Source organism: Pseudomonas sp. WSY_20 (assembly GCF_043104335.1).
Classification (GTDB): Bacteria; Pseudomonadota; Gammaproteobacteria; order Pseudomonadales; family Pseudomonadaceae; genus Aquipseudomonas; species Aquipseudomonas parafulva_B.
The window spans coordinates 263,278-286,410 of sequence record NZ_JBICKP010000022.1; the positions used below are offsets into that span (position 1 = coordinate 263,278).

At 61.6% G+C, this 23,133-nt stretch carries 24 protein-coding genes; 5 read left to right on the forward strand and 19 right to left on the reverse strand.

Going from position 1 to position 23,133, the window contains the following annotated elements:
- Window positions 1–36: 36 nt before the first annotated feature.
- The 4 genes from ptsP to ilvA form a co-directional block, all read right to left on the reverse strand.
- The gene (gene ptsP / locus ACF8E5_RS07875; protein WP_023532652.1) at window positions 37–2,316 is read right to left on the reverse strand and encodes a phosphoenolpyruvate--protein phosphotransferase; all 2,280 of its coding nucleotides are present in this window, start codon (window positions 2,314–2,316) and stop codon (window positions 37–39) included.
- Window positions 2,317–2,338: 22 nt separating this feature from the next.
- Window positions 2,339–2,818 (reverse strand): RNA pyrophosphohydrolase, encoded by a 480-nt coding sequence (locus ACF8E5_RS07880; RefSeq protein ID WP_023532670.1) that lies wholly within the window; start codon window positions 2,816–2,818, stop codon window positions 2,339–2,341.
- Window positions 2,819–2,968: 150 nt separating this feature from the next.
- A complete protein-coding gene (locus tag ACF8E5_RS07885; protein ID WP_058638156.1) occupies window positions 2,969–3,394 on the reverse strand; it encodes a DUF2269 family protein in 426 nt (141 codons plus the stop codon).
- 112 nt (window positions 3,395–3,506) lie between these two features.
- The gene (gene ilvA, locus ACF8E5_RS07890) at window positions 3,507–5,021 is read right to left on the reverse strand and encodes a threonine ammonia-lyase, biosynthetic (protein WP_058638157.1); all 1,515 of its coding nucleotides are present in this window, start codon (window positions 5,019–5,021) and stop codon (window positions 3,507–3,509) included.
- A 133-nt stretch (window positions 5,022–5,154) separates the two neighbouring features.
- Here ilvA and rpiA point away from each other — a divergent pair, with 133 nt between their 5' ends.
- Entirely contained in the window at window positions 5,155–5,829 is a 675-nt protein-coding gene (rpiA, locus tag ACF8E5_RS07895; RefSeq protein WP_058638158.1) for a ribose-5-phosphate isomerase RpiA, read from the forward strand.
- A 63-nt stretch (window positions 5,830–5,892) separates the two neighbouring features.
- On the opposite strand, the gene ACF8E5_RS07900 is transcribed toward rpiA, so the two are convergent.
- From ACF8E5_RS07900 to ACF8E5_RS07915, 4 genes are all read right to left on the reverse strand, one after another.
- The gene (locus ACF8E5_RS07900; protein ID WP_392475097.1) at window positions 5,893–6,801 is read right to left on the reverse strand and encodes an SdiA-regulated domain-containing protein; all 909 of its coding nucleotides are present in this window, start codon (window positions 6,799–6,801) and stop codon (window positions 5,893–5,895) included.
- An 86-nt stretch (window positions 6,802–6,887) separates the two neighbouring features.
- Window positions 6,888–7,802: an SdiA-regulated domain-containing protein gene (locus tag ACF8E5_RS07905; protein WP_196185506.1), complete on the reverse strand. Its 915-nt coding sequence runs from the start codon at window positions 7,800–7,802 to the stop codon at window positions 6,888–6,890.
- Window positions 7,803–7,965: 163 nt separating this feature from the next.
- Complete coding sequence (locus ACF8E5_RS07910) at window positions 7,966–8,631, reverse strand: fumarylacetoacetate hydrolase family protein (RefSeq protein WP_326383330.1); 666 nt, start codon at window positions 8,629–8,631, stop codon at window positions 7,966–7,968.
- Between the two features lie 24 nt (window positions 8,632–8,655).
- Window positions 8,656–10,053, reverse strand: a complete 1,398-nt coding sequence (locus ACF8E5_RS07915; RefSeq protein ID WP_078479321.1) for an FAD-binding oxidoreductase — start codon at window positions 10,051–10,053, stop codon at window positions 8,656–8,658.
- 171 nt (window positions 10,054–10,224) lie between these two features.
- On the opposite strand from ACF8E5_RS07915, the gene serA reads away from it, so the two are divergent.
- Both serA and ACF8E5_RS07925 read left to right on the forward strand, forming a co-directional pair.
- Window positions 10,225–11,454, forward strand: a complete 1,230-nt coding sequence (gene serA, locus ACF8E5_RS07920; RefSeq protein WP_058638161.1) for a phosphoglycerate dehydrogenase — start codon at window positions 10,225–10,227, stop codon at window positions 11,452–11,454.
- Between the two features lie 202 nt (window positions 11,455–11,656).
- Window positions 11,657–12,145: an ABC transporter substrate-binding protein gene (locus tag ACF8E5_RS07925; RefSeq protein ID WP_058638162.1), complete on the forward strand. Its 489-nt coding sequence runs from the start codon at window positions 11,657–11,659 to the stop codon at window positions 12,143–12,145.
- A gap of 47 nt (window positions 12,146–12,192) precedes the next feature.
- Here ACF8E5_RS07925 and ACF8E5_RS07930 read toward each other — a convergent pair whose 3' ends face one another.
- Window positions 12,193–12,816, reverse strand: a complete 624-nt coding sequence (locus tag ACF8E5_RS07930) for a 2OG-Fe(II) oxygenase (protein ID WP_058638163.1) — start codon at window positions 12,814–12,816, stop codon at window positions 12,193–12,195.
- A 120-nt stretch (window positions 12,817–12,936) separates the two neighbouring features.
- On the opposite strand from ACF8E5_RS07930, the gene ACF8E5_RS07935 reads away from it, so the two are divergent.
- Window positions 12,937–13,689 (forward strand): DUF2059 domain-containing protein, encoded by a 753-nt coding sequence (locus ACF8E5_RS07935; RefSeq protein WP_058638164.1) that lies wholly within the window; start codon window positions 12,937–12,939, stop codon window positions 13,687–13,689.
- Here ACF8E5_RS07935 and ACF8E5_RS07940 read toward each other — a convergent pair whose 3' ends face one another.
- On the reverse strand, window positions 13,690–14,616 hold the full coding sequence (locus tag ACF8E5_RS07940) for an alpha/beta hydrolase (protein WP_326383332.1): 927 nt from the start codon (window positions 14,614–14,616) through the stop codon (window positions 13,690–13,692).
- 122 nt (window positions 14,617–14,738) lie between these two features.
- Here ACF8E5_RS07940 and ACF8E5_RS07945 point away from each other — a divergent pair, with 122 nt between their 5' ends.
- Entirely contained in the window at window positions 14,739–15,308 is a 570-nt protein-coding gene (locus ACF8E5_RS07945) for a DUF6436 domain-containing protein (RefSeq protein WP_392475100.1), read from the forward strand.
- On the opposite strand, the gene ACF8E5_RS07950 is transcribed toward ACF8E5_RS07945, so the two are convergent.
- The 9 genes from ACF8E5_RS07950 to oscA form a co-directional block, all read right to left on the reverse strand.
- On the reverse strand, window positions 15,287–15,853 hold the full coding sequence (locus tag ACF8E5_RS07950) for a sugar O-acetyltransferase (RefSeq protein ID WP_078479324.1): 567 nt from the start codon (window positions 15,851–15,853) through the stop codon (window positions 15,287–15,289). The two genes, ACF8E5_RS07945 and ACF8E5_RS07950, sit on opposite strands and share 22 nt — an antisense overlap.
- Window positions 15,854–16,013: 160 nt before the next feature.
- Window positions 16,014–16,799 carry a MetQ/NlpA family ABC transporter substrate-binding protein gene (locus ACF8E5_RS07955; protein WP_058638167.1) on the reverse strand — a complete coding sequence of 262 codons (786 nt, stop codon included), beginning with the start codon at window positions 16,797–16,799 and terminating at the stop codon, window positions 16,014–16,016.
- A 175-nt stretch (window positions 16,800–16,974) separates the two neighbouring features.
- Window positions 16,975–17,805, reverse strand: a complete 831-nt coding sequence (locus ACF8E5_RS07960) for a sigma 54-interacting transcriptional regulator (RefSeq protein ID WP_058638168.1) — start codon at window positions 17,803–17,805, stop codon at window positions 16,975–16,977.
- 61 nt (window positions 17,806–17,866) lie between these two features.
- A complete protein-coding gene (locus ACF8E5_RS07965) occupies window positions 17,867–18,448 on the reverse strand; it encodes an alpha/beta hydrolase (protein WP_058638169.1) in 582 nt (193 codons plus the stop codon).
- Window positions 18,449–18,604: 156 nt separating this feature from the next.
- Entirely contained in the window at window positions 18,605–19,594 is a 990-nt protein-coding gene (locus tag ACF8E5_RS07970) for a sulfate/molybdate ABC transporter ATP-binding protein (RefSeq protein WP_058602853.1), read from the reverse strand.
- A gap of 3 nt (window positions 19,595–19,597) precedes the next feature.
- The gene (gene cysW / locus ACF8E5_RS07975; protein WP_058602852.1) at window positions 19,598–20,470 is read right to left on the reverse strand and encodes a sulfate ABC transporter permease subunit CysW; all 873 of its coding nucleotides are present in this window, start codon (window positions 20,468–20,470) and stop codon (window positions 19,598–19,600) included.
- Window positions 20,471–20,481: 11 nt separating this feature from the next.
- Window positions 20,482–21,300, reverse strand: coding sequence for a sulfate ABC transporter permease subunit CysT (gene cysT, locus ACF8E5_RS07980; RefSeq protein ID WP_058602851.1), 819 nt, complete (start codon window positions 21,298–21,300; stop codon window positions 20,482–20,484).
- An 83-nt stretch (window positions 21,301–21,383) separates the two neighbouring features.
- A complete protein-coding gene (locus tag ACF8E5_RS07985; protein WP_058602850.1) occupies window positions 21,384–22,391 on the reverse strand; it encodes a sulfate ABC transporter substrate-binding protein in 1,008 nt (335 codons plus the stop codon).
- A 47-nt stretch (window positions 22,392–22,438) separates the two neighbouring features.
- Entirely contained in the window at window positions 22,439–22,621 is a 183-nt protein-coding gene (gene oscA / locus ACF8E5_RS07990; protein WP_003248957.1) for a sulfur starvation response protein OscA, read from the reverse strand.
- Between the last annotated feature and the right edge of the window lie 512 nt (window positions 22,622–23,133).

The following is a 23,133-nucleotide window of genomic DNA, read 5'->3' on the forward strand; positions in this document are numbered from 1 at the left end:
GCAGGTCAACTGCCAAGGCGCCAGCACACGCGGCGCTCAGAGCGGCTTGTTGGCTCCAGGCCCGATCATCCGTGCAAGCCCGAGGTTCTTCAGCGCCAGCTGCAGCGAGCTATGGATGACCTGCGGGTTGTCATGGCTCAGCGCCTCTTGCAGCAGCTCCTTGGCCTTGCTCATGTTCACCTGGCGCAGCATCCACTTCACCTTCGGCAGGTTAGTGGCGTTCATCGACAGGCTGTCGAAGCCCATGGCCATGAGCAGGATGGCAGCGGCCGGGTCGCCCGCCATTTCGCCGCAGATACTTACCGGCTTGCCTTCGGCATGGGCATCACGGACCACAGTGTTGACCGCCTGCAGTACGGCTGGATGCAGGTAGTCGTAGAGGTCGGCCACCCGTGGGTTGTTACGGTCCACAGCCAGCAGGTACTGGGTAAGGTCGTTGGAACCCACCGACAGGAAGTCCACTTGCCGCGCCAGTTCTCGGGTCTGGTACACCGCGGCCGGGATTTCCACCATGACGCCCACCGGCGGCATTGGCACATCGGTGCCCTCGTCACGCACCTCGCCCCAGGCGCGGTGAATCAGGTGCAGCGCTTCCTCGAGTTCGTGAATGCCGGAAATCATCGGCAGCAAAATCCGCAGGTTGTTCAAGCCCTCGCTGGCCTTGAGCATGGCGCGCGTCTGCACCAGGAAGATCTCGGGGTGGTCGAGTGTGACGCGAATGCCACGCCAACCCAGGAAGGGGTTTTCTTCCTTGATCGGAAAGTAGGACAGCGCCTTGTCGCCCCCGATGTCCAGCGTGCGCATGGTCACGGGCAGTGGATGGAAAGCCGCCAGTTGTTCGCGGTAAATCGCCAACTGCTCTTTTTCGCTGGGGAAGCGCTGGTTGATCATGAACGGCACTTCAGTGCGGTACAGGCCTACCCCTTCGGCGCCACGCTGCTGGGCGCGGGCCACGTCGGCCAACAGGCCGGTATTGACCCACAGCGGCATGCGGTGCCCGTCAGGGGTAACGCAGGGCAGCTCGCGCAAGGCGTCCAGGCCCTGGGCCAGCTGGCGCTCTTCCTCGACCACGTCGCTGTACTGCTTGCGCAGCACCTCGCTGGGGTTGGTAAAGACCTCCCCTTTGTAGCCATCGACGATCAGCTCGATGCCATCGACCTTCGAATAGGGCAGGTCGACTAGGCCCATGACGGTCGGAATGCCCATGGCGCGGGCCAGAATGGCCACGTGCGAGTTGCCCGAGCCTAATACCGAGACCAGGCCCACCAGCTTGCCTTCGGGCACTTCGCCCAACATGGCCGGGGTCAGCTCTTCGCTGACCAGAATAGTGTTGTCGGCATAGACCAAAGACTGCGAGCGTGCCTGTTGCAGGTAGGCGAGCAAGCGTCGGCCCAGGTCCTTGACGTCGGAGGCCCGCTCGCGCAGGTAATCGTCATCCATCAGTTCGAAGCGGTTGACGTGCTCGCCCACCACCTGGCGCAGTGCGCCCTGCGCCCATTGACCCGTCTTGATGACCTCGCGCACCTCGCCGCCCAGGGCAGCGTCCTCGAGCATCATCAGGTAGACATCGAATAACGCCCGCTCTTCGGGACGCAGTTGGGTGGCCAGCTTGGCCGACAACTTGCGCATGTCGGCGCGCACCCCTTCGAGGGCCGCATGGAACAGGTGCAGTTCGGCGTCGATGTCCTCGACCGTCTTGTCCGGGACCACTTCCAGGTCGGCCGGTGGCAGCATCACCACGGCCCGCCCTACGGCAGCGCCAGGGGAGCCAGGCACACCGACGAATCGCGCTTCCTGGATGCCTTTGCCCTGGCGACCCAAACCGCGAATCGAGCCAGTGGCCTCGGCGTGGGCGATCACCCCAGCCAGTTGCGCACTCATGGTCACCAGAAACGCTTCTTCGCCCTCATCGAACTGGCGACGCTCGCGCTGCTGAATGACCAGCACACCCACCACGCGGCGGTGGTGAATGATCGGGGCGCCCAGGAAGGAGGCGAAGCGCTCCTCGCCGGTCTCGGCGAAGTACCTGTAGCGCGGGTGCGCGGCGGCATCTTCGAGGTTAAGGGGTTCTTCGCGGGTGCCTACCAGCCCGACCAGGCCTTCGTTGGGGGCCATGCTGACCTTGCCGATCGAGCGCTTGTTCAACCCTTCGGTGGCCATCAACACGAACCGGTTGGTTTCCGGGTCCAGTAGGTAGACCGAGCAGACCTGGCTGGCCATGGCCTCTTTGACACGCAAGACAATGATCCCCAACGCCGACTTGAGATCTTTGGCGGAGTTTACTTCCTGGACGATCTTGCGCAGCGTATTGAGCATGGCTCGGGGTCGAACTCCGTCGTCAGTCGCGCGTCAGAAGACGCGGTGCTAGCTCTTTCAGGGCGCGCCGATAGACCTCGCGCTTGAATGTCACAACCTGGCCCAGCGGGTACCAGTAGCTCACCCAGCGCCAGCCATCGAACTCCGGCTTGCCGGTCAGGTCCATGCGCACCCGTTGTTCATTGCTGATCAGACGCAACAGGAACCACTTCTGTTTCTGGCCGATGCACAACGGTTGGCTGTGGGTGCGCACCAGTCGCTGAGGTAAACGATAACGCAACCAACCACGGGTGCAGGCAAGAATTTCCACATCGTCGCGTTCAAGGCCAACTTCTTCGTTCAGCTCGCGGTACAGGGCATCTTCTGGCGTCTCATCAGGGTTGATACCGCCCTGTGGAAATTGCCAGGCATCCTGGTTGATCCGTCGAGCCCATAGCACCTGCCCGGCATCATTCGTGAGAATGATCCCGACATTGGGGCGAAAACCATCCGGGTCGATCACGGCAGCAACCTCGCAAACGCATGTCACCGCATTGTTCCACAAAGCCTGCGAGCGCAGCAACGCGCCTGCGGTGCTTATATACCGTCAGCGCTATGCAAGTGTGTGAACCAGGCTTTGCCGGCAGACAATCAGTGGATGCCTTGGCGAAGATCAGACGGGCTTGGCGCCCATCAGCCCGGCGATGGACAGCAGGCACACGGCACTGAATACGGCCAATGCCAGCGTTAGCCGCATACTCTGTGCAGGTGTCCTGCGCAGCCGGTTCAGGCGCACGACTAGCCATACCCAGGCCAACGCGCTCATGGTATACAGCGCAGTCGACGCCAGTAGCCAGGTCTGACCCAGCGGCCAACCTACTAGGTGCACCAGCCACCAGCCGGTAAACGGCAGGCTGAACAGGCTGATACCCATCACCAGCCAGACGAAGACCAAGGGCCGTTGCATCAGCCTGCCATACACCGCCCTGTCGCCCTGCCGGCGGGCACGCATCGTCCAGATCGCCACGCCCAGCGCACCGAGCAACAACAGTGCGGTGCCGATCACGTGCAAGGCTTTGAGGGTGTTGAGGTGTTCCATGTCACTCGTCCTGGGCCGGTGGCGTTACAAGGGCTGCGAGCGGAAAAGCCCGCCAGGCTGCGCCGCCTGTTCATTGCAAAGCGGCGCGCCCCCTGGGCAAGAGCTTAGCCGTTCAGCCAAGGAACAGCGTGTAGGCCGGGTTTTGGGTTTCATCCCAGTAGGGGTAGCCAATCTGGGCCAGCGCGGCCGGCACCAGGTGGCGCTCGTCCTCAGGCACCTGCAACCCCGCCACCACACGGCCATCTGCCGCACCATGGTTACGGTAGTGGAACATCGAGATGTTCCAGCGCCCGCCCAGTTTGTCGAGGAAGTTGAACAGGGCCCCTGGCCGCTCGGGGAATTCGAAGCGCAGCACCATTTCATCGCTCGCCCCGGCCGAGTGCCCACCCACCATGTGGCGAATGTGCAATTTGGCCAGCTCATTGTCGGTCAGGTCCGTGACCGGGAAGCCCTGGTCGATCAACTGTTGCACCAGTGCCGCGCGGGGGTCGTTTTCCGGATGGGTCTGCACGCCCACGAAGATGTGCGCCTCATCGGAGGTGTGCTTGCGGTAGTTGAATTCGGTGATCTGGCGCTTGCCCACCGCCTCGCAGAAGGCCTTGAAGCTACCGGGACGCTCCGGGATGGTGACCGCGATGATGGCTTCGCGCTTTTCACCCAGTTCTGCCCGCTCCGCGACATGGCGGAGGCGGTCGAAATTGACGTTCGCCCCGGAATCGATGGCGACCAGTGTCTGGCCGCTGACCCCGTACATCTCCACGTATCGCTTGATGCCCGCCACGCCCAGTGCCCCCGCAGGCTCGGTGATCGAACGGGTATCGTCGTAGATGTCCTTGATCGCCGCGCAGATTTCGTCGGTGCTGACGGTGATGACTTCGTCCACGTGATGGCGGCAGATGTCGAAGGTGTGCTGGCCAATCTGAGCCACCGCCACGCCATCGGCAAACAACCCTACCTGTGGCAGCACCACCCGCTCGCCAGCGGCCATGGCGGCCTGCAGGCAGTTGGAGTCGTCCGGCTCAACGCCAATGACCTTGATTTCCGGGCGCAGGTACTTCACGTAGGCGGCGATGCCGGCGATCAGGCCGCCGCCGCCGACCGGCACGAAAATCGCGTCCAGCCGACCGGGGTGCTGGCGCAGGATTTCCATGGCCACGGTGCCCTGGCCAGCAATGGTATGAGGATCATCGTAGGGGTGGATGTAGACGAAGCCTTTTTCATCGACCAGTTTCAGCGAATAGGCCAATGCCTCGGGGAACGAATCACCGTGAAGGACCACTTTGCCGCCGCGCGAGCGCACGCCTTCGATCTTGATTTCAGGCGTGGTCTTGGGCATCACGATGGTGGCCTTGATGCCCATTTCCCGTGCGGCGAGAGCCAGCCCCTGGGCATGGTTGCCAGCCGAGGCGGTGACCACGCCGCGGGCCAGCTCTTCTGCGGTCAACTGCGCCAGCTTGTTGTAGGCCCCGCGGATCTTGAACGAGAACACCGGCTGCAGGTCTTCGCGCTTTAGCAGGATCTGGTTGCCCAGGCGTTTGCTCAACTGCCCGGCGCTGTGCAAGGGGGTTTCGACGGCAACGTCATAGACGCGCGAGGTGAGGATCTTCTTGACGTACTGTTCGAGCATCGGGAAAGCATCACTGGCCGCAGGACAAGGGCTCGGAGTCTACCCCAGCGTTACGTCGGACGACCACAGCCAAGCCGCGCTTGCCGTTATACTGGCCGCCTTTACATCCGCCCTGCCCCATCTCGGAGCCCGCATGACCCAGGACCAACTCAAACAGGCCGTTGCCCAGGCTGCCGTCGACTTCATTCTGCCCAAGCTCGATGACAAAAGCGTCGTTGGCGTGGGCACCGGTTCGACCGCCAATTTCTTCATCGACGCCCTGGCGCAGCACAAGACGGCCTTCGACGGCGCGGTCGCCAGCTCCGAAGCCACGGCCCAGCGCCTCAAGGGCCATGGCATCCCGGTCTACGAGCTCAACAGCGTCAGCGAGCTGGAGTTCTATGTGGACGGCGCCGATGAAAGCGACGAACACCTGAACCTGATCAAAGGCGGTGGCGCGGCCCTGACCCGGGAAAAGATCGTTGCTGCCGTGGCCAAGACGTTCATCTGCATCGCCGATGGCAGCAAGCTGGTACCGGTTCTGGGCAACTTCCCGCTGCCGGTGGAGGTCATCCCGATGGCCCGCAGCCATGTTGCTCGTCAGCTGGTGAAGCTTGGCGGCGACCCGGTTTACCGTGAAGGCGTGATCACGGACAACGGCAACGTTATCCTCGACGTGTACAACCTGCAGATCACCGACCCGGTAGCGCTGGAAGCCCAGATCAATGCCATCGTGGGCGTGGTTACCAATGGCCTGTTCGCCGCACGGCCTGCCGACCTGCTGCTGCTGGGCACTGCCGAGGGCGTGAAGAGCCTGAAGGCCGAGTAACCATGCAAGCCGGCAAGCCCGGGTACGGTTGCGCCGACCGGGGCTTGCCGAACGCCGACAAGGTCACGGCGCCGGCTGCTTGAATACGTAGAACAGGTTCGGCTCACTGACCATATAGATGGTCCCGGCCTCGTCCATCGCAATGCCCTCCGCCTGCGGGACTGTCGCTTTGAGCCCCTGGAACCCTTTGCGTAATGACAAGGTGCTCAGTGGCCGCCCCTGCACATCCAGCTCCAGCACCAGGCGCGACTCATCCGACAGCGCCAGCAGGTGCCCACTGCGCTCGTCGAACTGCAGGCTCGACAGATCGCGCACGAACAGGCGCGAATCACGCTTGCGGTCCTGGACCACGTTCACGGCATAGGGTTGTTGCGGATCGTCATGAGGAAACCCGTGCACTTCGTAGATGAGCATCGGGTCGCGCTCCTTGGCCACGAACAGCCGCTTGCCCACCGAATCGAAGGCCAGCCCTTCGAAACCCTTGTTACCGTTAAGGCCGATGCCCAAGGTCAATTGCTCTGCCTGGGCAGCATCCAGTGACAAGGTGTCGTCGGTGAGCCGCACACGGATCAGCCGCTGTTGGCGCTCGTCGGTGATCACGTAGCTATTCGGACCGATGTACTCCACCGCCTCGGGGTCACCGAAACCGTGCAGCGCGATGCGTCGCAGGATTCGCCCATCCAGCGACAACTCGATCAGCTCAGAGCGGGCGTTGGTCACGGTGAACAGGCTCTTGCGGTCAGGGTCGTAGGTCAGCGCCGAGACATCGTCATCCAGCCCTTCGATTGGCCGCCCCTCGATCACCACCTGGTAGCGATTCAGGCCAATGCTTTGCTCGGCCGGCTGCCACCACGTGGTGAGGTTGAACCAGGCACGTTCGAACAGACGAAATTCCTGCCCGACCCAGCCCAGCAGCAGCAGCAGCAGGCATAGGACGACAGGGACCAGTGACAGACGCAAATAACGGTGCATGAAGGCAGACTCGACGGAGGATGGCGAATCTAACCACAAACAACTGAAATAAAGCTTAATGCCATCATGCAAATAGCAGGAAAAACCTACCCTTTGGTGAAGCGATAGAACAATGCCGGTTCGCTGACCATGTACAGGGTGCCCTGGTCATCCATTGCCACGCCTTCGGCCCTAGGAATAGTGTGCTGCAGACCATTGAAGCCCCCCAGCAAGGTCATGAAGCTGACCTGTTCACCCTGCTCATCCAGTTCCAGCAGCATGTTGGAATCGGCAGACAGCGCCAGCAGGTGCCCCGTTCGCGGATCAATGCCCAATGCCGACAGGTTTCGCAGGTCGAGCGAATCACTGGGCAGCGGTGTTTTTTCGCCCGTCAGTTGGCCTTGCCCATTGGACTTCCATTCATACAGGCGCGGCGGCCGCTCCTCGCCGATGACCAGCCGCTGTTTCGAGGCGTCCCAGACCACGGCTTCGTAGCCCTTGTTGCCATTTTGCGACGCCCCCAGGTCGTGGCTGGGGAAGTCCGCATGGTTGAGCGCGGTGGTGGTGGCATCGACTTTCACCACGGTCAGGTCATGCAGCCGCTCGTCCGTGATTGCCAGGTAGCCGCCGTCCATGACGGTGACGCCTTCCGGGTTTGCCCAGCCATTGAGGGGAATATTGCGCAGCACGTCGCCGTCCAGGTTCAGCTCGGTGAGGAAGGGTTGCTTGCCCATGACGGCGAATAGCGTGCGGGTGCTGGGGTTGTACGTGAGGTCCGATGCTTCGTAGTCGGCCATTTCCGGCAAGGGCTTGGCGTCGATATCCACCGTGTAGTCCGGCAGCCACACGCTTTCACTGCGCTCGGCCGTGCTTTCGAAGCCTTCCTTGACCCACAGCGCTGCCCGATCGTCCCAATGCATGGCGAAGGCCACGCCATAGGCAATCATCACTGCCACGGCCAGGCCGAACGGCCAGCGCAGGTAGAACGGGCGCTTGAAGGAGGCAGGGGCGTTTGATTGCATCGAGACGTCCTGGGGAGAAAGGCGAAGGTCTGCGCATTATCCAGAAGACGTGTGAAAAAACAGTCAACCCGCTAGGGCCATTCGCAGATGACGCGGGGATGGGCCGCCTGACCGGAGCCTTGGCCAAGGCGGATCATCTGCGAAAAATCAGGTGGGTACTGGTTTAGAGCACCCGGCTCTCGAACCGGCTAACCCCTGGCAGCTCCAGGACCACGTCATCGCCCACGTTGAAGGGGCCTACGCCTGCTGGTGTGCCGGTCAGGATGACGTCGCCGGCCTGCAGCGAAAACTGCGCAGCCATGTGCTGGATCATCGGCACGATCGGGTTGAGCATCATTGCACTGGAGCCGTCCTGGCGGACTTCGCCGTTGACCGTCAGGCGCACCGGGATGGCCGTGATGTCTTCGAAGCTGGTGGCAGACACAAAGGGCGGCAACACGCAGGCGCCGTCGAAACACTTGGCCAACTCCCAAGGCAAGCCCTTTTCCTTGAGCTTGGCCTGCACGTCCCGCAGGGTCAGGTCCAAGGCCGGCGCAAACCCGGAAATGGCATCGAGCACCTCCTCCTGGCTCGGCCGCGTGGACAGCGACTTGCCCAGCAACACCGCGATTTCCACCTCGTAATGCACCGACCCACGTTCGGCAGGAATCTTGAAACCGCCCTCGGCCGGCACCACGCAACTGCCCGGTTTGATGAACAGGAGGGGTTCGGTCGGTATGGGATTATCCAGCTCCTTGGCATGTTCGGCGTAGTTACGCCCGATGCATACCACCTTGCCCAGTGGAAAATGAATGCGCGTGCCGTCTGCATACTGGTGCTGGTAGTTCATGGCCACTCCTCTGGATACTGCTTTTTATTCAGGTGCGAAGATCTTACCCGGATTCATGATGCCCGCAGGGTCGAACACGGCCTTGATTGCTTTCATGCAGGCGATTTCTTCACGGGACCTGCTGTAGCCCAGGTAATCGCGCTTGGTCATGCCCACACCGTGCTCGGCGGAGATCGAACCGTCGTAGCGCTGGACGATCTCGAACACCCACTGGTTGACCTCGGTGCAGGACGCGAAGAAGTCATCCTTGCTCATGTGCTCGGGCTTGAGGATGTTCAGGTGCAGGTTGCCGTCGCCGATGTGCCCGTACCAGATCACCTCATAGTGGGGGTAATGCGCCTGGACGACGGCATCGATGTCGCGCAGGAATGCCGGCACTTTCGAGACGGTCACGGAGATGTCGTTCTTGTACGGTGTCCAGTGCGAAATGGTTTCGGACAGGTATTCGCGCAGCTTCCACAAATTCTTCAGCTGCGTCTGGCTCTGGCTCATCACGCCATCGAGCACCCAACCTTGCTCGACACAGTGTTCGAAGGTAGCCAAGGCTTCGTTGGCCACCGCATCGGTGCCGGCCTCGAACTCCAGCAAGGCGTAGAACGGGCATGGCGTTTCGAAAGGCGCAGGCACATCACCACGTGCCAGGATCTTGGCCAGGCCCTTGTCGGAGAAAAACTCGAACGCCGTCAGGTCCAACCTGCCCTGGAAAGCGTGCAGTACAGGCATGATCGAGTCGAAATCAGGCGTGCCCAACACCATGGCGGTGAGGTTGCGTGGGGCGCGGTCCAGGCGCAGGGTGGCCTCGACCACGAAACCCAGCGTACCTTCGGCGCCAATGAACAGCTGGCGCAGGTCGTAGCCGGTGGCGTTTTTGATCAGGCCCTTGTTCAATTCCAGCAACTCGCCGCTGCCGGTGACCACCTTGAGGCCCGCGACCCAGTTGCGGGTCATGCCGTAGCGGATCACCTTGATGCCACCGGCATTGGTGCCGATGTTGCCGCCTATCTGACTGGAGCCACTGGAGGCGAAGTCCACCGGGTAATACAGGCCCTGCTCCTCGGCGAACGCCTGCACCTGCTGGGTAATGACCCCTGGCTGGCAGACCACGGTACGGTCGAAGGCGTTGAAATCCAGGATGCGATTCATGTAATCGAAGGCGACCACCACCTCCCCATTGGCGGCCACGGCGCCCGCGGACAACCCGGTACGCCCGCCGGAAGGCACGAGCGCCACACGATGGGCATTGGCCCAGCGCACGATGGCCTGCACCTGTTCGATCGTACGGGGCAGGACGATGGCGCTGGGCGCAGGCGGGTAATGGCGCGTCCAGTCCTTGCCATAGGCTTGCAGGGATTCGGGGTCGGTCAACACCTTGCCGGGGTCGACCAGGGTCTTCAACTCATCCAATACAGCGGGCTGGGTCATCGCCTGAACTCTCGCTTTATTCATGGTCACCCTGAGCACGCTTCACCTGTCGGGATAAGCTCAGATTGTGTCGCGTATGCTAGCATAGCGCCCCCGCTGTTCATGCTAGAGCTGCCCACGGGCACCTGGCATCACCCTCGCCACTTTTCTCCGGGATACAGGTTTACGCAGATGAGCAAGACTTCTCTCGACAAGAGCAAGATCCGGTTCCTTCTTCTTGAAGGTGTACACCAGAACGCAGTCGATACCCTGACGGCTGCCGGCTACACCAACATCGAATACCTCACTGGTTCGTTGCCCGAAGCAGAGTTGAAGGAAAAGATCGCCGACGCGCACTTCATCGGCATCCGCTCACGTACCCAATTGACCGAAGAAATCTTCGACTGCGCCAAGAAACTGGTCGCCGTCGGTTGCTTCTGCATCGGTACCAACCAGGTCGACCTGGAAGCTGCCCGTCAGCGCGGTATCGCAGTGTTCAACGCACCGTACTCCAACACCCGTTCTGTAGCCGAACTGGTGCTGGCCGAAGCCATCCTGCTGCTGCGCGGCATTCCGGAAAAGAACGCCTCGTGCCATCGTGGCGGCTGGATCAAGAGCGCAGCCAACTCCTTCGAGATTCGCGGCAAGAAGCTGGGCATCGTCGGTTACGGCTCCATTGGTACCCAACTGTCTGTACTGGCCGAAAGCCTGGGCATGCAGGTGTACTTCTTCGATCCGCTGACCAAGCTGCCGCTAGGCAATGCTGTCCAGGTGACCAGCCTGCACGAATTGCTCGGCCTGGCCGATATCGTCTCGCTGCACGTGCCTGAGCTGCCCTCCACCCAGTGGATGATCGGCGAGAGGGAAATCCGCGCGATGAAAAAAGGCGCCATCCTGATCAACGCTGCCCGCGGCACCGTGGTCGAACTTGATCACCTGGCCGCGGCCATCAAGGACAAGCACCTGATCGGCGCTGCCATCGACGTGTTCCCGGTCGAGCCACGCTCCAACGATGAAGAGTTCGAAAGCCCGCTGCGTGGCCTGGATAACGTGATCCTCACGCCGCACATCGGCGGCTCCACTGCCGAGGCCCAGGCCAACATCGGCCTGGAAGTGGCCGAGAAGCTGGTCAAGTACAGCGACAACGGCACCTCGGTGTCGTCGGTCAACTTCCCGGAAGTGGCCCTGCCTGCTCACCCTGGCAAGCACCGCCTGCTGCACATCCACGAAAACATTCCGGGTGTGCTCAGCGAAATCAACAAGGTGTTTGCCGAAAACGGCATCAACATCTCGGGTCAGTTCCTGCAGACCAACGAGAAAGTGGGCTACGTGGTGATCGACGTCGACGCCGAATACTCGGACCTGGCGCAGGAGAAGCTGCAACAGGTCAAGGGCACCATCCGCTCGCGCGTACTGTTCTAATACGCAGCAAGCGTGGATCGAGGGAGGCCCAGGTGGCCTCCCTTTTCGTTATGGCCCACCACGGCGGCGGGCGGCGAGCACGAAAAAATCCAGGCTGCACATCAAACAATGCCGCGACTTCAGGGTCATAGGCTGCGCTCGACCATGGCGAGGAAGAAAGCCATGGCGACGGTTATTCATGGGTAAACGAAAAGGGGCATTCATGCGTTCGACCATAGGGGTACTGCTGGCGGTACTGATCAGCCCATTGGCTCAGGCAGAGCTGCTGGACGAAATCGCCGATCGCGGTGAACTGCGTATCGCCGTCCAGGGCGACAACGCGCCATACGCTTTCAAGCAGGATGATCACCTGACAGGGTTCGATGTGGAGTTCGGCCAGGCCCTGGCCTCAGAGCTCGACCTGCGCGTGGAATTCGTCGAAACACCCGAGGCGCAAACCCTGCCCGGCGTCGAAAGTGGCAAATACGACATCGCGTTGCTGCCTGTCACGGCAATAGCGCAAGGTGATAGCCCGCTCGACACCAGCCTGCCCTTTGGCAAGCACCAGCTTGTGGTGCCGTTCCAGAAGGACAACCCCGCCTTCGAAAGCGCCGTGAACAATGCGCTGCAACGCCTGAAGGACAGCGGTCGTACGGCCGAACTGGAACACAAGTGGCTTGCCGACGAGCAGCAGGCCGCAGCGACTCAGTAGCGTGCCGCAGTCAAACGAGGCACGCGCTGATCAGCACGCACGGCCGTTCAGAACGGGTCATTGCCGCGGCGTCTGAACCAGCCAGTCAAGGACAGGCGTTCACGACCGGCCGGCAGCACCTCGTGAGGGACTTCGCCGGACAGGAAGACCACCAGGCACCCTGCGACGGGCTGAACATCGTGCTCCACCCCATCGGCCAGGAACATGCGCAACTGCCCACCGTCTGCGGGCGTCCAGTCTTCGTTCAGGTAGAACACGGCCGACACCATGCGCCGGTCGTCATCGCGAAAACGGTCCAGATGCCGTTTGTAGAAAGCGCCGGGTGGATAAAGGGCAAAGTGACATTCGAAGTCTTCCAGGCCCAGGAAAAGCCCTTGGTTGATTGCCAGGCGCAGTTGATCCATGGCTGCCAGGTACTGGTCGCAGGCGTGCGCCTGGCCTGGATCGATCCACTGAATCTGATCCCCACGGATGGCCTCGCGCACCTCTTGGGAAGGGCCTCGTCCAATACCTGCGGGGTTAAGCTCCCCTTGGGCATAACGGCGTCGGCATTCGTTCGCCAGCGCGCCGACCAGGTCCGCCGGCAGGAACAGTGCCTGTTGGGACCAGCCATGGGTTGCCAGATCGTCGACGACGGCCGCAAGCATCGGGTGTGGGGGGGAAATGTGCATGGCGCATCATATCCATTCGCCCTCTCGGCGCCCAGCGCCACTTGGCTGAGAAGCGCGTGGATATCTCGACAAACCGACGCCGCCCCACAGACAATAGCCATCTGCCGACAGGAGTCCTGAATGCGCCGTCTGTTTTCCCTGATTCTGCTGATGAGCTGTACGTTGCCTGTCTGGGCAGACAACCTGGATCAGCTGTACAAGACCGCTGGCTGGCCCGAGCAACGCGCTCATTTCACCGACGCCTTGAACGCCGCCCAGCAGCGCTACCGCAACAGCTTGCCACCTGCCGTCTACCAGGCACTGGTGAGCAACAGCAACCAGCGTTTTCAGGCTCAGGCCGTGGACCGTCGTGCGCTTGCACAACTGCGCGCCGCATTACCCAACCCATCGCCGGCGCTGGCCTTTTTCCAGTCGCCATTAGGCCGCAAGATTGTCGCGGCCGAACTGCGGGCGACCCGCAAGGATGAATTGGCCAAAAATGCCGATGGCCTGCCCAAGATTCAGGCCAGCGACGATCGCGTGTTGATCATTGGCCACCTGGCCCAGGCCCTGCCTGCCCGGGAAGCGGGGGCGGAGGTAAGCCTGGCCATTGCCGGTATGGCCGCCGACAGCCTGAGCGCCATGATTCCGGGGCTGTTGGGCGGTGGCCAGGCGCAAGGCCTGCTCGACGGCCAGCGCCAACGCCTGATGAACCAGATAGGCCAGGACCTGAACAATACCTTGCTGTACGTGTACCGTGACCTCACGGACGCAGAGCTCGAAGAATTCGCGACCTTTGCCGAATCCAACGACGGCAAAGCCTACTACCGCGCAGCGCTGGCGGCCATTCGCGCCGGCCTGGCGGTCGGCCAGAGCACGGGCGAGCTGAAGTGATCAGCCCAGGTGCTGGTCGATGAAGTCGAAATAGCGCTGTCGAATGGCAGGCAGTTCGTTGGCCAGGTGATGACGGGCCCCTGGTAGCATAAGCACCTGCGGTTCGGCGAACTTGGCCTTCAACACGCGAAGGTTGTAAGACCAGTCGACCGTGCCATCCGCCTCTCCCTGCACGATCACCGGACGCCGAGTGCTGACGGGCGCCGCCTCGATGCGTCTGATCCAGTCGATCAGCGCCCCGACCCATGCCGTGGGGAGCCGCCGCGGCTGAAGCGGGTCAGCTTCAAGAAACGGCAGAAATGCAGGGTCCGTGCTGTTTTCAGTGAACCGCCGCTCGATGCCGTTCACGAAATGGCGCAACACGTGATAGCTGAGCTTCGACCAGTGCCAGGCACAAGGCCGCACCAGCGGGGCGAGCAGCAGTACCTGCCCATCGACGGGGCTGGTCCCTTCACTGTGCAGCAAGTGGTCCACGGCAATCGCCCCGCCCGTACTCTGCCCGCACAGGTGCCAAGGGTGCGGCAGTTGCAGGCTGTGCGCCTGTTCGAACAAGCCTTGGAGCACCTGCTGGTACACGGCGAAGTCATCAATGCTGGCACGCTCACCGCTGGACAGGCCGTGACCCGGCAAATCGCAGCTGACAACGGCGTAACCGCGCTTCAATGCCCAGGCCACCAGGTGCCTGTACAGCCCCATGTGGTCATAGTAGCCGTGCAGCAGTAGCAAAGTCGCCGTAGGCTGTAGCGGAGCCCACACCTGCGCGACCACCTCGAAACCGGCAACTGCAAACCGTCCAAGCCAGCTGTGAACCGGCAGGTCGAGGCCGTAGAAGCGTTGATAAGCCTGCGCGTGGGTGGATAGGCGTTCGCGCGCGCTCAGCGGGGCCAGGCTGGTGCGCAGGAGGTCTGGATGAAAGCTTGCGGGCATTGGCTGGATCCGGCGTGAAGCAAGTATTGATCTGGGATATTCAGCTGATCGACGCGCCGTGGCAAGCTGGCTGCATCCGCCACCACCTTCGAACTGCCTACGGGAGCTGCCATCGGCCCTTCATGAACCTGCCAACCCTCAAACTATTGGGCACCCTGCTCGGCCTGGTGGCCGGAGCGGTCTTCATCTGGCAGGCCTACACAACCTTCCAGGCTCGCTATGTGCGACCGTTCGACAACCAGACGACATTCTTCGACGGTGCCCGGTTACAGCTACCCCGCGAACTGGCCGGCCCTGGGCCGGTTCGGGTCGTGCACTTCTGGGACCCGGCCTGCCCGTGCAACGTCGGCAACCAGCAGCACCTGGCTGACCTGATGCAGCGCTTCAAAGACCGGGGTGTCACCTTCCACGTCCTGCAAAAACGCGGAACGCGCGGCTACCTGCCCGATGACCTCGCCGGGCTCAAGCCACTGGGCAACCTACCGGGCAGCGAGCACCTGCCCGCCTCGCCTGCGGTAGCCATCTGGGATCGCCAGGGGCAGCTGGCGTATTTCGGCCCCTACAGCGAAGGTGCGGTGTGCAACGCCGCCAACAGTTTCATCGAACCGATACTCAACGCGCTACTCGAAGGCCGCCCAGTCAGCGCCTCCAACACCCTGGCAGTCGGCTGTTATTGCCCCTGGGCAGGTTGACGTATGCGGGCCGGGTTGCCCACCACCGTCGCGCCAGGTGGCACATCGCGGGTGACGACACTGCCCGCGCCAACCACGGCGTCATCACCGATACGCACCCCCGGCAGGATGATGGCCCCGCCCCCGATCCACACGTTATTGCCGATGCTGACCGGTCGCCCGCTTTCCAGGCCCGTACGCCGCACCTGTGGATCGAGCGGGTGATCGGCCGTGTAGATCTGCACGTTCGGGCCGATCTGGCAGTCCTCGCCGATCTGCACAGGCAGCACATCCAGGATCACGCAATTGAAGTTCATGAAGGTATTGCGGCCCACATGGATGTTGTAGCCGTAGTCGCAATAGAAAGGCGCACGCAACGTGACACCTTCGCCTGCATGGCCAAAGTGCTCGGCCAGCAACGCATGCCGCGCCTCGGCCGTCAGCTCGACGCTGTTGTTATAGCGGTGCATCCACCGTTTGTTGGCGGCCTGTTCGGCTTGTAATTCAGGGCAGGTGGCGAGGTAGAGCTCGCCTGCGAGCATCTTCTGTTTTTCGCTCAGGGACATGGCAACTCCTCATCAGAACTATGCGCGTAGCGGGGATAGGCTTATCATCGGACCACACACAGGGCTCAATCTCTCAGCCGCAGGCAGCATTGTCCTGGGGTATACCTGAAACGAAAACGCCGACACACAAGGCGTCGGCGTTTGGGCAGCGGTGCGCTGGTCAGAATGCAGGCAGCACGGCACCCTGATACTTCTTGGCGATGAATGCCTTCACTTCCGGGCTGGTCAGCGCCTTGGCCAGCTTCTGGATGGCATCGCTGTCCTTGTTGTCAGGACGTGCGACGAGGAAGTTGACGTAAGGCGAGTCGCTGCCTTCGATGACCAGGGCGTCCTTGGCAGGGTTCAGGCCCGCTTCCAGCGCATAGTTGGTGTTGATCATGTCCAGGTCGACCTGATCCAGCACGCGGGGCAACATTGCCGATTCCAGCTCGCGGAACTTCAGCTTCTTAGGGTTCTCGGCGATGTCCTTCGGCGTGGCCAGGGCATTTTTCGGATCCTTCAGGGTAATCAGCCCTGCCTTCTGCAACAGCAGCAGAGCACGCCCGCTGTTGCTGCCCTCGTTAGGGATGGCGACGGTCGCGCCTTCCTTAAGCTCATCCAGGCTCTTGACCTTCTTCGAGTAGCCACCGAAGGGCTCGACGTGGACGCCGACAACGGTCTCCAGGTGGGTGCCCTTGCCCTCGTTGAAGCTCTGCAGGTACGGGAGGGTCTGGAAGTAGTTGGCATCCAGACGCTTCTGGTCAACCTGCACGTTGGGTTGCACGTAGTCGGTGAACACTTTGATCTGCAGATCGACACCTTCCTTGGCCAGGGTCGGCTTGATCAGCTCGAGGATCTCGGCGTGCGGGATGGGCGTTGCGGCAACCAACAGCTTCTCGGCGGCGCCGGCCAGGCCAGCGAAGGACAGGGCAGCAGCCAGGGCGGTGGTCAGCAGGGTCTTCTTCATGGTGATCCTTGTTCTGCATCTGAGCCATCGACGATGGCGAACGGGGTGGCCGAGGCACTGCGGTCCTGGGCGTGGAGCGGACAATACCGATAATTTTTATGCCGGAACAATATCTTTTATTTCGCTGCTTATTCCAAAAGCAAAATGCCACCAGCGCGTTTGCTTATGAGCGCCTCTACTGTGGAGTATTGGGCAGGTCCAGGTCTTCGGGCAGGAGTTCGGGCCCGTCATTGACCAGCAAGGCGAAGTGGATGACGTTTTCCAGCTCGCGGGTATTGCCGGTCCAAGGGTGGTGCTCGAGCAGGCGCTGTGCAGCCTCGCTTATCAACGGCACGGGCCGCTGCAAACGCCCGCTGTAGATGCCAACGAAGTATTCCGCCAATGCCAGGATGTCCCCCGGGCGCTCGCGCAGCGGCGGCAGTTCAAGGGCGCCCTCGCGCAAGTATTGATACAACCGCTCGCTGAAGCGTCCTGCCTTCACCACCCGCCCCAGGTCAATGCTCGTGGCTGCCACCAGTCGCACATCCACCGGCTGCGCCTGGTGTGCGCCTACGCGGGTGACTTCGCGGTTTTCCAGTGCCGCCAGCAGCTTGGCCTGAATGGCCGAGGGCAAGTCGGCGATTTCGTCCAGATAAAGCGTGCCGCCGTTGGCCGATCCGAACCAGCCAGCGCGGCTGCTGGCGGTGCCGCCATGGCTACCGGCGCTATAGCCGAACAGCTCTGCATCGGCATAGGTTGGGCTGATGGCGGCGCAATTGACCGACACGAACAGGCCGGGGCGGTCGCTGGCGCGGTGAATCTGGCGGGCCAGCAACTCCTTGCCGGTGCCGGTTTCACCGCGGATCAGCACCGGCAGCGGCAGCGGCGCCAAGTGCTCCAGCTCCGTGCGCAATCGCTGGGAGCGCGGATCGATGAAGACCAGCGCCTTGGCGCGAATGCTCAGCGGGCTCTTGTCGAGTTCGGGGAATGTCAGCAATGGCTGGCCGAAGGGATTCTGATACGTCATGACGAGCTCCCGCCCCTGGCCTGCGGCGGCTGGGCGTGTGACGGATGGAAACGGACGCCGTTCAGGCGCGGCGCAGCGCGCGTTGTTCGATGCGGCCTTGCAGGCGATACAGGTAGGCGAATCCCTGCTCCCAGCACTCATGCCCGGATTTCACGTTGATGTGACCGGCGCCGGTCAAGAGCCCTGCTTCTGCCCCCCACTGCTGGGCCATGTGCAAAGCGCGCGGGACGCTGACAGCGGGATCGTTGTCCGAGCTGACCACCTGGCTTGGAAAGGGAAGCGCCGACTGCGGGATGGGCGAAAAATTGCGCAGCGCCGGCGCGCACCCTGGTCGCTCGACATCCGCTGGCGCTACCAACAAGGCGCCGCGCACGCGACCGAGCAGACCGGCTGCGGCCTGTTCGGCCCAATGCGCCACCGTGATGCAGCCCAGGCTATGGGCAATGAGGATAACCGGGTCGGGCTCGGCAGCAATGGCAGTATCCAGCGCCTTTACCCAGTCCTGGCAGAGCGGTGTCAGCCAATCGCGCTGCTCCACGCGTGCGCTGTTGGGCAGGGTGCGCTGCCAGTGGCTTTGCCAATGATTGTCCGGCGATCCCTGCCAGCCTGGGATGATCAGGTAGCGAACTGATTCGTTACGCATGAAGTGGGTCTCCAGTAGCTTGCGTGCTTGGAAACCCAGTATAAAGCGGCCTATATATACTTAAAGGAATAAAAAGAAATTTATTTATAACCTTTAAGCAGCTAACCGGCGGATGTTTCCTGGCGACACCGCTTTATCCGCCCCAAACCCATCGCCTTAAATGGCTGGTAGTTTCTGCCAGACCTTCGGCCGGAAGAACAACGTCTCGCCCCGGGCCAGCCCTGTCAGGCTGTCGTGGTCCTTGACCACCTCGGCTTCGATCAGCTCACTTTGGCCCTCGACTTTCAAAGTCACCCGCGTGGTGGCCCCCAGCGGGCGAATGTCCCGGACTTCGGCGGCATGGTGGCCCTCGGTTTCGTGACGTGACAACGACACTTCGTGGGGACGGAACAGCACATGCTGACCCTCGCTCAAGGCCAGGCGGTTGGAATCACCCAGGAAGTGGTAGACGAAATCGTTGGCGGGTTGTTCGTACACTTCGCCCGGCGAGCCAATCTGCTCGATCACGCCCTTGTTCATGACCACGATACGGTCAGCTACTTCCATGGCCTCTTCCTGGTCATGGGTCACGAATACCGAGGTCAGGTTGATATCTTCGTGCAAGCGGGCCAGCCAGCGGCGCAGCTCTTTGCGCACCTTGGCGTCCAGCGCACCGAAGGGCTCGTCCAGCAGCAACACCTTGGGCTCTACTGCCAGGGCGCGGGCCAGGGCGATACGCTGGCGCTGACCGCCGGACAACTGCTCCGGATAACGATCGGACAGCCAATCGAGCTGCACCATGTTCAGCAACTCGTGCACTTTCTGGGCAATGCTGCTTTCGCTCGGGCGTTCACCCTTGGGCTTCATGCGCAGGCCAAAGGCGACGTTGTCGAACACGGTCATGTGCCTGAACAGCGCATAGTGCTGAAACACGAACCCGACATTGCGATCGCGTACATCGTGCCCGGAGACGTCCTCGCCATGAAAGACGATGTTGCCCTGATCCGGCGTCTCCAGGCCGGCGATGATCCGCAGCAGTGTGGTCTTGCCGCAGCCCGATGGGCCCAGCAGCGCTACTAGCTCACCACTGTTGATGTCCAGGTTGATACCATCGAGCGCCTGGAAACTGTTGAAACGCTTGCTGACGTTACGAACTTCGATCGACATGAATCATTCCTCCGCAGCGCTATGGCGCAGACGGTTAATACGGTTCTCGCTCCACTGCTTGAGCAGCAGGATGAAGAGCGCCAGGATCAGCAACAGGCTGGCCACGCTGAAGGCCGCCACGTGGTTGTACTCGTTGTAGAGAATTTCCACATGCAGCGGCAAGGTATTGGTCACACCGCGAATATGCCCGGAAACGACCGACACTGCGCCAAACTCCCCCATCGCCCGTGCCGTGCACAACACCACGCCATAGATCAGGCCCCACTTGATGTTGGGCAGCGTTACGTGCCAGAACATCTGCCAGCCATTGGCACCGAGCAGCCGGGCGGCTTCTTCTTCCTGGGTGCCTTGCTCCTGCATCAGTGGAATCAGTTCACGGGCTACGAACGGCACCGTCACGAAGATGGTGGCCAGGACGATGCCCGGCAGGGCGAAGACGATCTGGATGTCGTGATCCTGCAGCCACGGCCCGAACAGGCCCTGGGCGCCGAACATGAGCACGTAGACCAGGCCGGCGATCACGGGCGACACTGAAAACGGCAGGTCGATCAGGGTGACCAGAATACTTTTGCCGCGGAAGTTGTACTTGCTCACGCACCATGCCGCGCTGACGCCGAACACCAGGTTCAGCGGCACCGAAATGGCAACGGCAAGCAGGGTGAGCTTCAGGGCCGACAACGCGTCAGGTTCGAAGATGGCTTCGAAGAAGGTGCCGAACCCATTCTTCAGGGCCTGGGAAACCACGATGACCAGCGGCAACAGCAGAAACAGTGCAAACACCAGCCAGCCAAGGCCGATGAGCAGCCGCCGCGATGTGGCGCTGCCGCGCCGGGCGGCGTTGGCAGCGGCGGTTGCATTCAGGGAAGAACTGGACATGCCGACCTCCTTCAAGGGGTTTCGATGCGCCGCTGCAACAAGTTGATCAGCAGCAGCAGGATGAAGGAAACCACCAGCATCAACACGCCGATGGCGGTAGCGCCGGTGTAGTCGTACTGGTCGAGCTTGACCATGATCAGCAGGGGCAGGATCTCGGTTTTCATCGGCATGTTGCCGGCGATGAAAATGACCGAGCCGTACTCACCCACCCCACGGGCGAACGCCAGGGCAAAGCCGGTGAGCCAGGCCGGCAGCAGGGCCGGGGCCAGCACATGGCGAAACACCTGCAGCGGTCTGGCGCCCAGGCAGGCAGCGGCTTCTTCGACCTCGCGTGGGATGTCTGCCAGCACTGGCTGTACCGTGCGCACTACGAACGGCAGGGTGACGAACGTCAATGCCAGGGTAATGCCCAGAGGGGTATAGGCGATCTTGAAGCCCAGGTCGGTCGCGAACTGGCCGACCCAGCCCGCCGGCGCGTACAGCGCAGTGAGCGCAATGCCGGCCACTGCCGTTGGAAGGGCGAAGGGCAAATCGATCATCGCGTCGATGATCTTGCGTCCGGGGAAGGTGTAGCGCACCAGCACCCAGGCCAGCAGCGTCCCGATCACACCATTGATGATCGCGGCAAACAGGGCGGTGCCAAAGCTCAGCTTCAGCGCGGCGATGACCCGCGGCGCGCTGATGATGGTCCAGAACTGTTCGAAGGTCAGCTGTGAGGCATGGATGAACATGGCCGCCAGCGGTATCAGCACAATCAGGCTGAGGTACACCAAAGTGTATCCCAGCGTCAGCCCGAAGCCGGGTATGACGGGGGAAATGCGACGTGACATAGAGATCCCTGGTTGAATGCACGTGGCCCGGGAACCATCCCGGGCCGTGGTAGGCGTCCGAATTTCGGGTTATTTCTTGGTCCTTACTGTGCCTGATAGATCTGGTCGAACACACCGCCATCATTGAAGAATTTTGGCTGTGCGCTCTTCCAGCCGCCGAAGTCCTTGTCGATGGTCACCAGGTCCAGCTTGGGGAACTGCTTGCCAAATTCAGCCGCCACCTTCTCGTCACGCGGGCGGTAGAAGTTCTCGGCAGCAATCTTCTGCCCAGCCGGGCTGTAAAGGTGTTTCAGGTACTCGGTAGCGATTTCGGTATTGCCCTTTTTCTCGGCATTCTTGTCGACTACCGCCACAGGCGGCTCGGCCAGAATCGACAGCGATGGCACGACGATGTCGAACTTGTCAGCCCCACCGTCCTCCTTCAACGCCAGGAAGGCTTCGTTTTCCCAGGCCAGCAGCACATCGCCCTGACCGTTGTTGACGAAGGTGATGGTCGAGCCGCGGGCGCCGGTGTCCAGTACTGGCACGTGCTTGAACAGCTCCTGCACGTAGGCTTTTGCCTTGTCCTCGCTACCGCCGGTTTTCAGGCCATAGGCCCAGGCGGCGAGGAAGTTCCAGCGCGCGCCCCCGGAAGTCTTGGGGTTTGGGGTAATGACCGAGACGTCCTTCTTGATCAGGTCGCCCCAATCCTTGATGCCCTTGGGGTTGCCCTTGCGTACCAGGAATACGATGGTCGAGGTGTAGGGGGTGCTGGCGTCCGGCAGGCGAGTCTGCCAGTTTTCCGGCAGAGTCTTGCCGAGCTTGGCGATTTCGTCGATGTCCCCGGCCAAGGCCAGGGTCACCACGTCGGCGCGCAGACCGTCAATCACCGCACGGCCCTGTTTGCCCGAGCCGCCATGGGACTGCTGGATCTTCACCTTGTCGCCCGGATGGGCCTGCTGCCAGTGCTTGATGAACTCGGCGTTGTACTGCTGATACAGCTCGCGGGTCGGGTCGTAAGACACGTTCAGCAGTTCGTAATCCTTGGCGATGGCGGAACCGGCAAAAACAGCACTGGCCAGAGCGGCAAGCGCATAACGGCGGATGGACATGGTGAAGCTCCCGATGGCATTTTTTAGTTCTGGAAGGTGGGGCGTGTTCAGCCGGGCTTGTTGCCAGGCTGTTGCAGACGGAACTTCTCCTTGCGCTCGATCTGTACCACCTGGGCGTTGTGCACGGTGATTTCCACGGCGCCAAAGCGCAGATCGCGCAGCGCGCTCTGGATCTCACGCAAGATGGTGGCTTCGTCCTGACCGTCGATACTGCGCAGCGATGCACTCATGCTCGTTCTCCTTGGAGTGAGATTGCCGGGCAGAGGTTTGAATGAGAGTTTGCGCCTGGCGTGAGGGCAATAGTAGTGGGGGCGAATTATTCTTAAAAATACTATTTAAGAATGTTTATATAACCTTTTTTAAGATTATTTGATGCCCTTTCTGCATGGATTCATTAGCGCTGCGCACGCGCTCAGTGGCGTACTCGCGTCTAGCAACCCCTCGCCTGAAAGCGGGCTATGACACGGAGAGTCGCTGGCCTCGGATCGTGGCTCACGGCAGCGACCTGCCAAAGCCTACAGCTGCGGGTGCAGGTCCCCATTGTAGATACAAGGAGCGACCTCTCCGGGTCGCCAGACCGGCGAGGCCGCACACATGGGGGATCGGCTAGCCTTCCAGGGGCGGTGCAAGGCAGTTGCTTCGGCATGGCCCCCAGGCACGGTAATTCAGTCATCACACGGTCAAGGTAGGAGCAACTATCTTTCACCGCATCTAAGGGCCAGCATCTCTGGGGCTGCTGCGC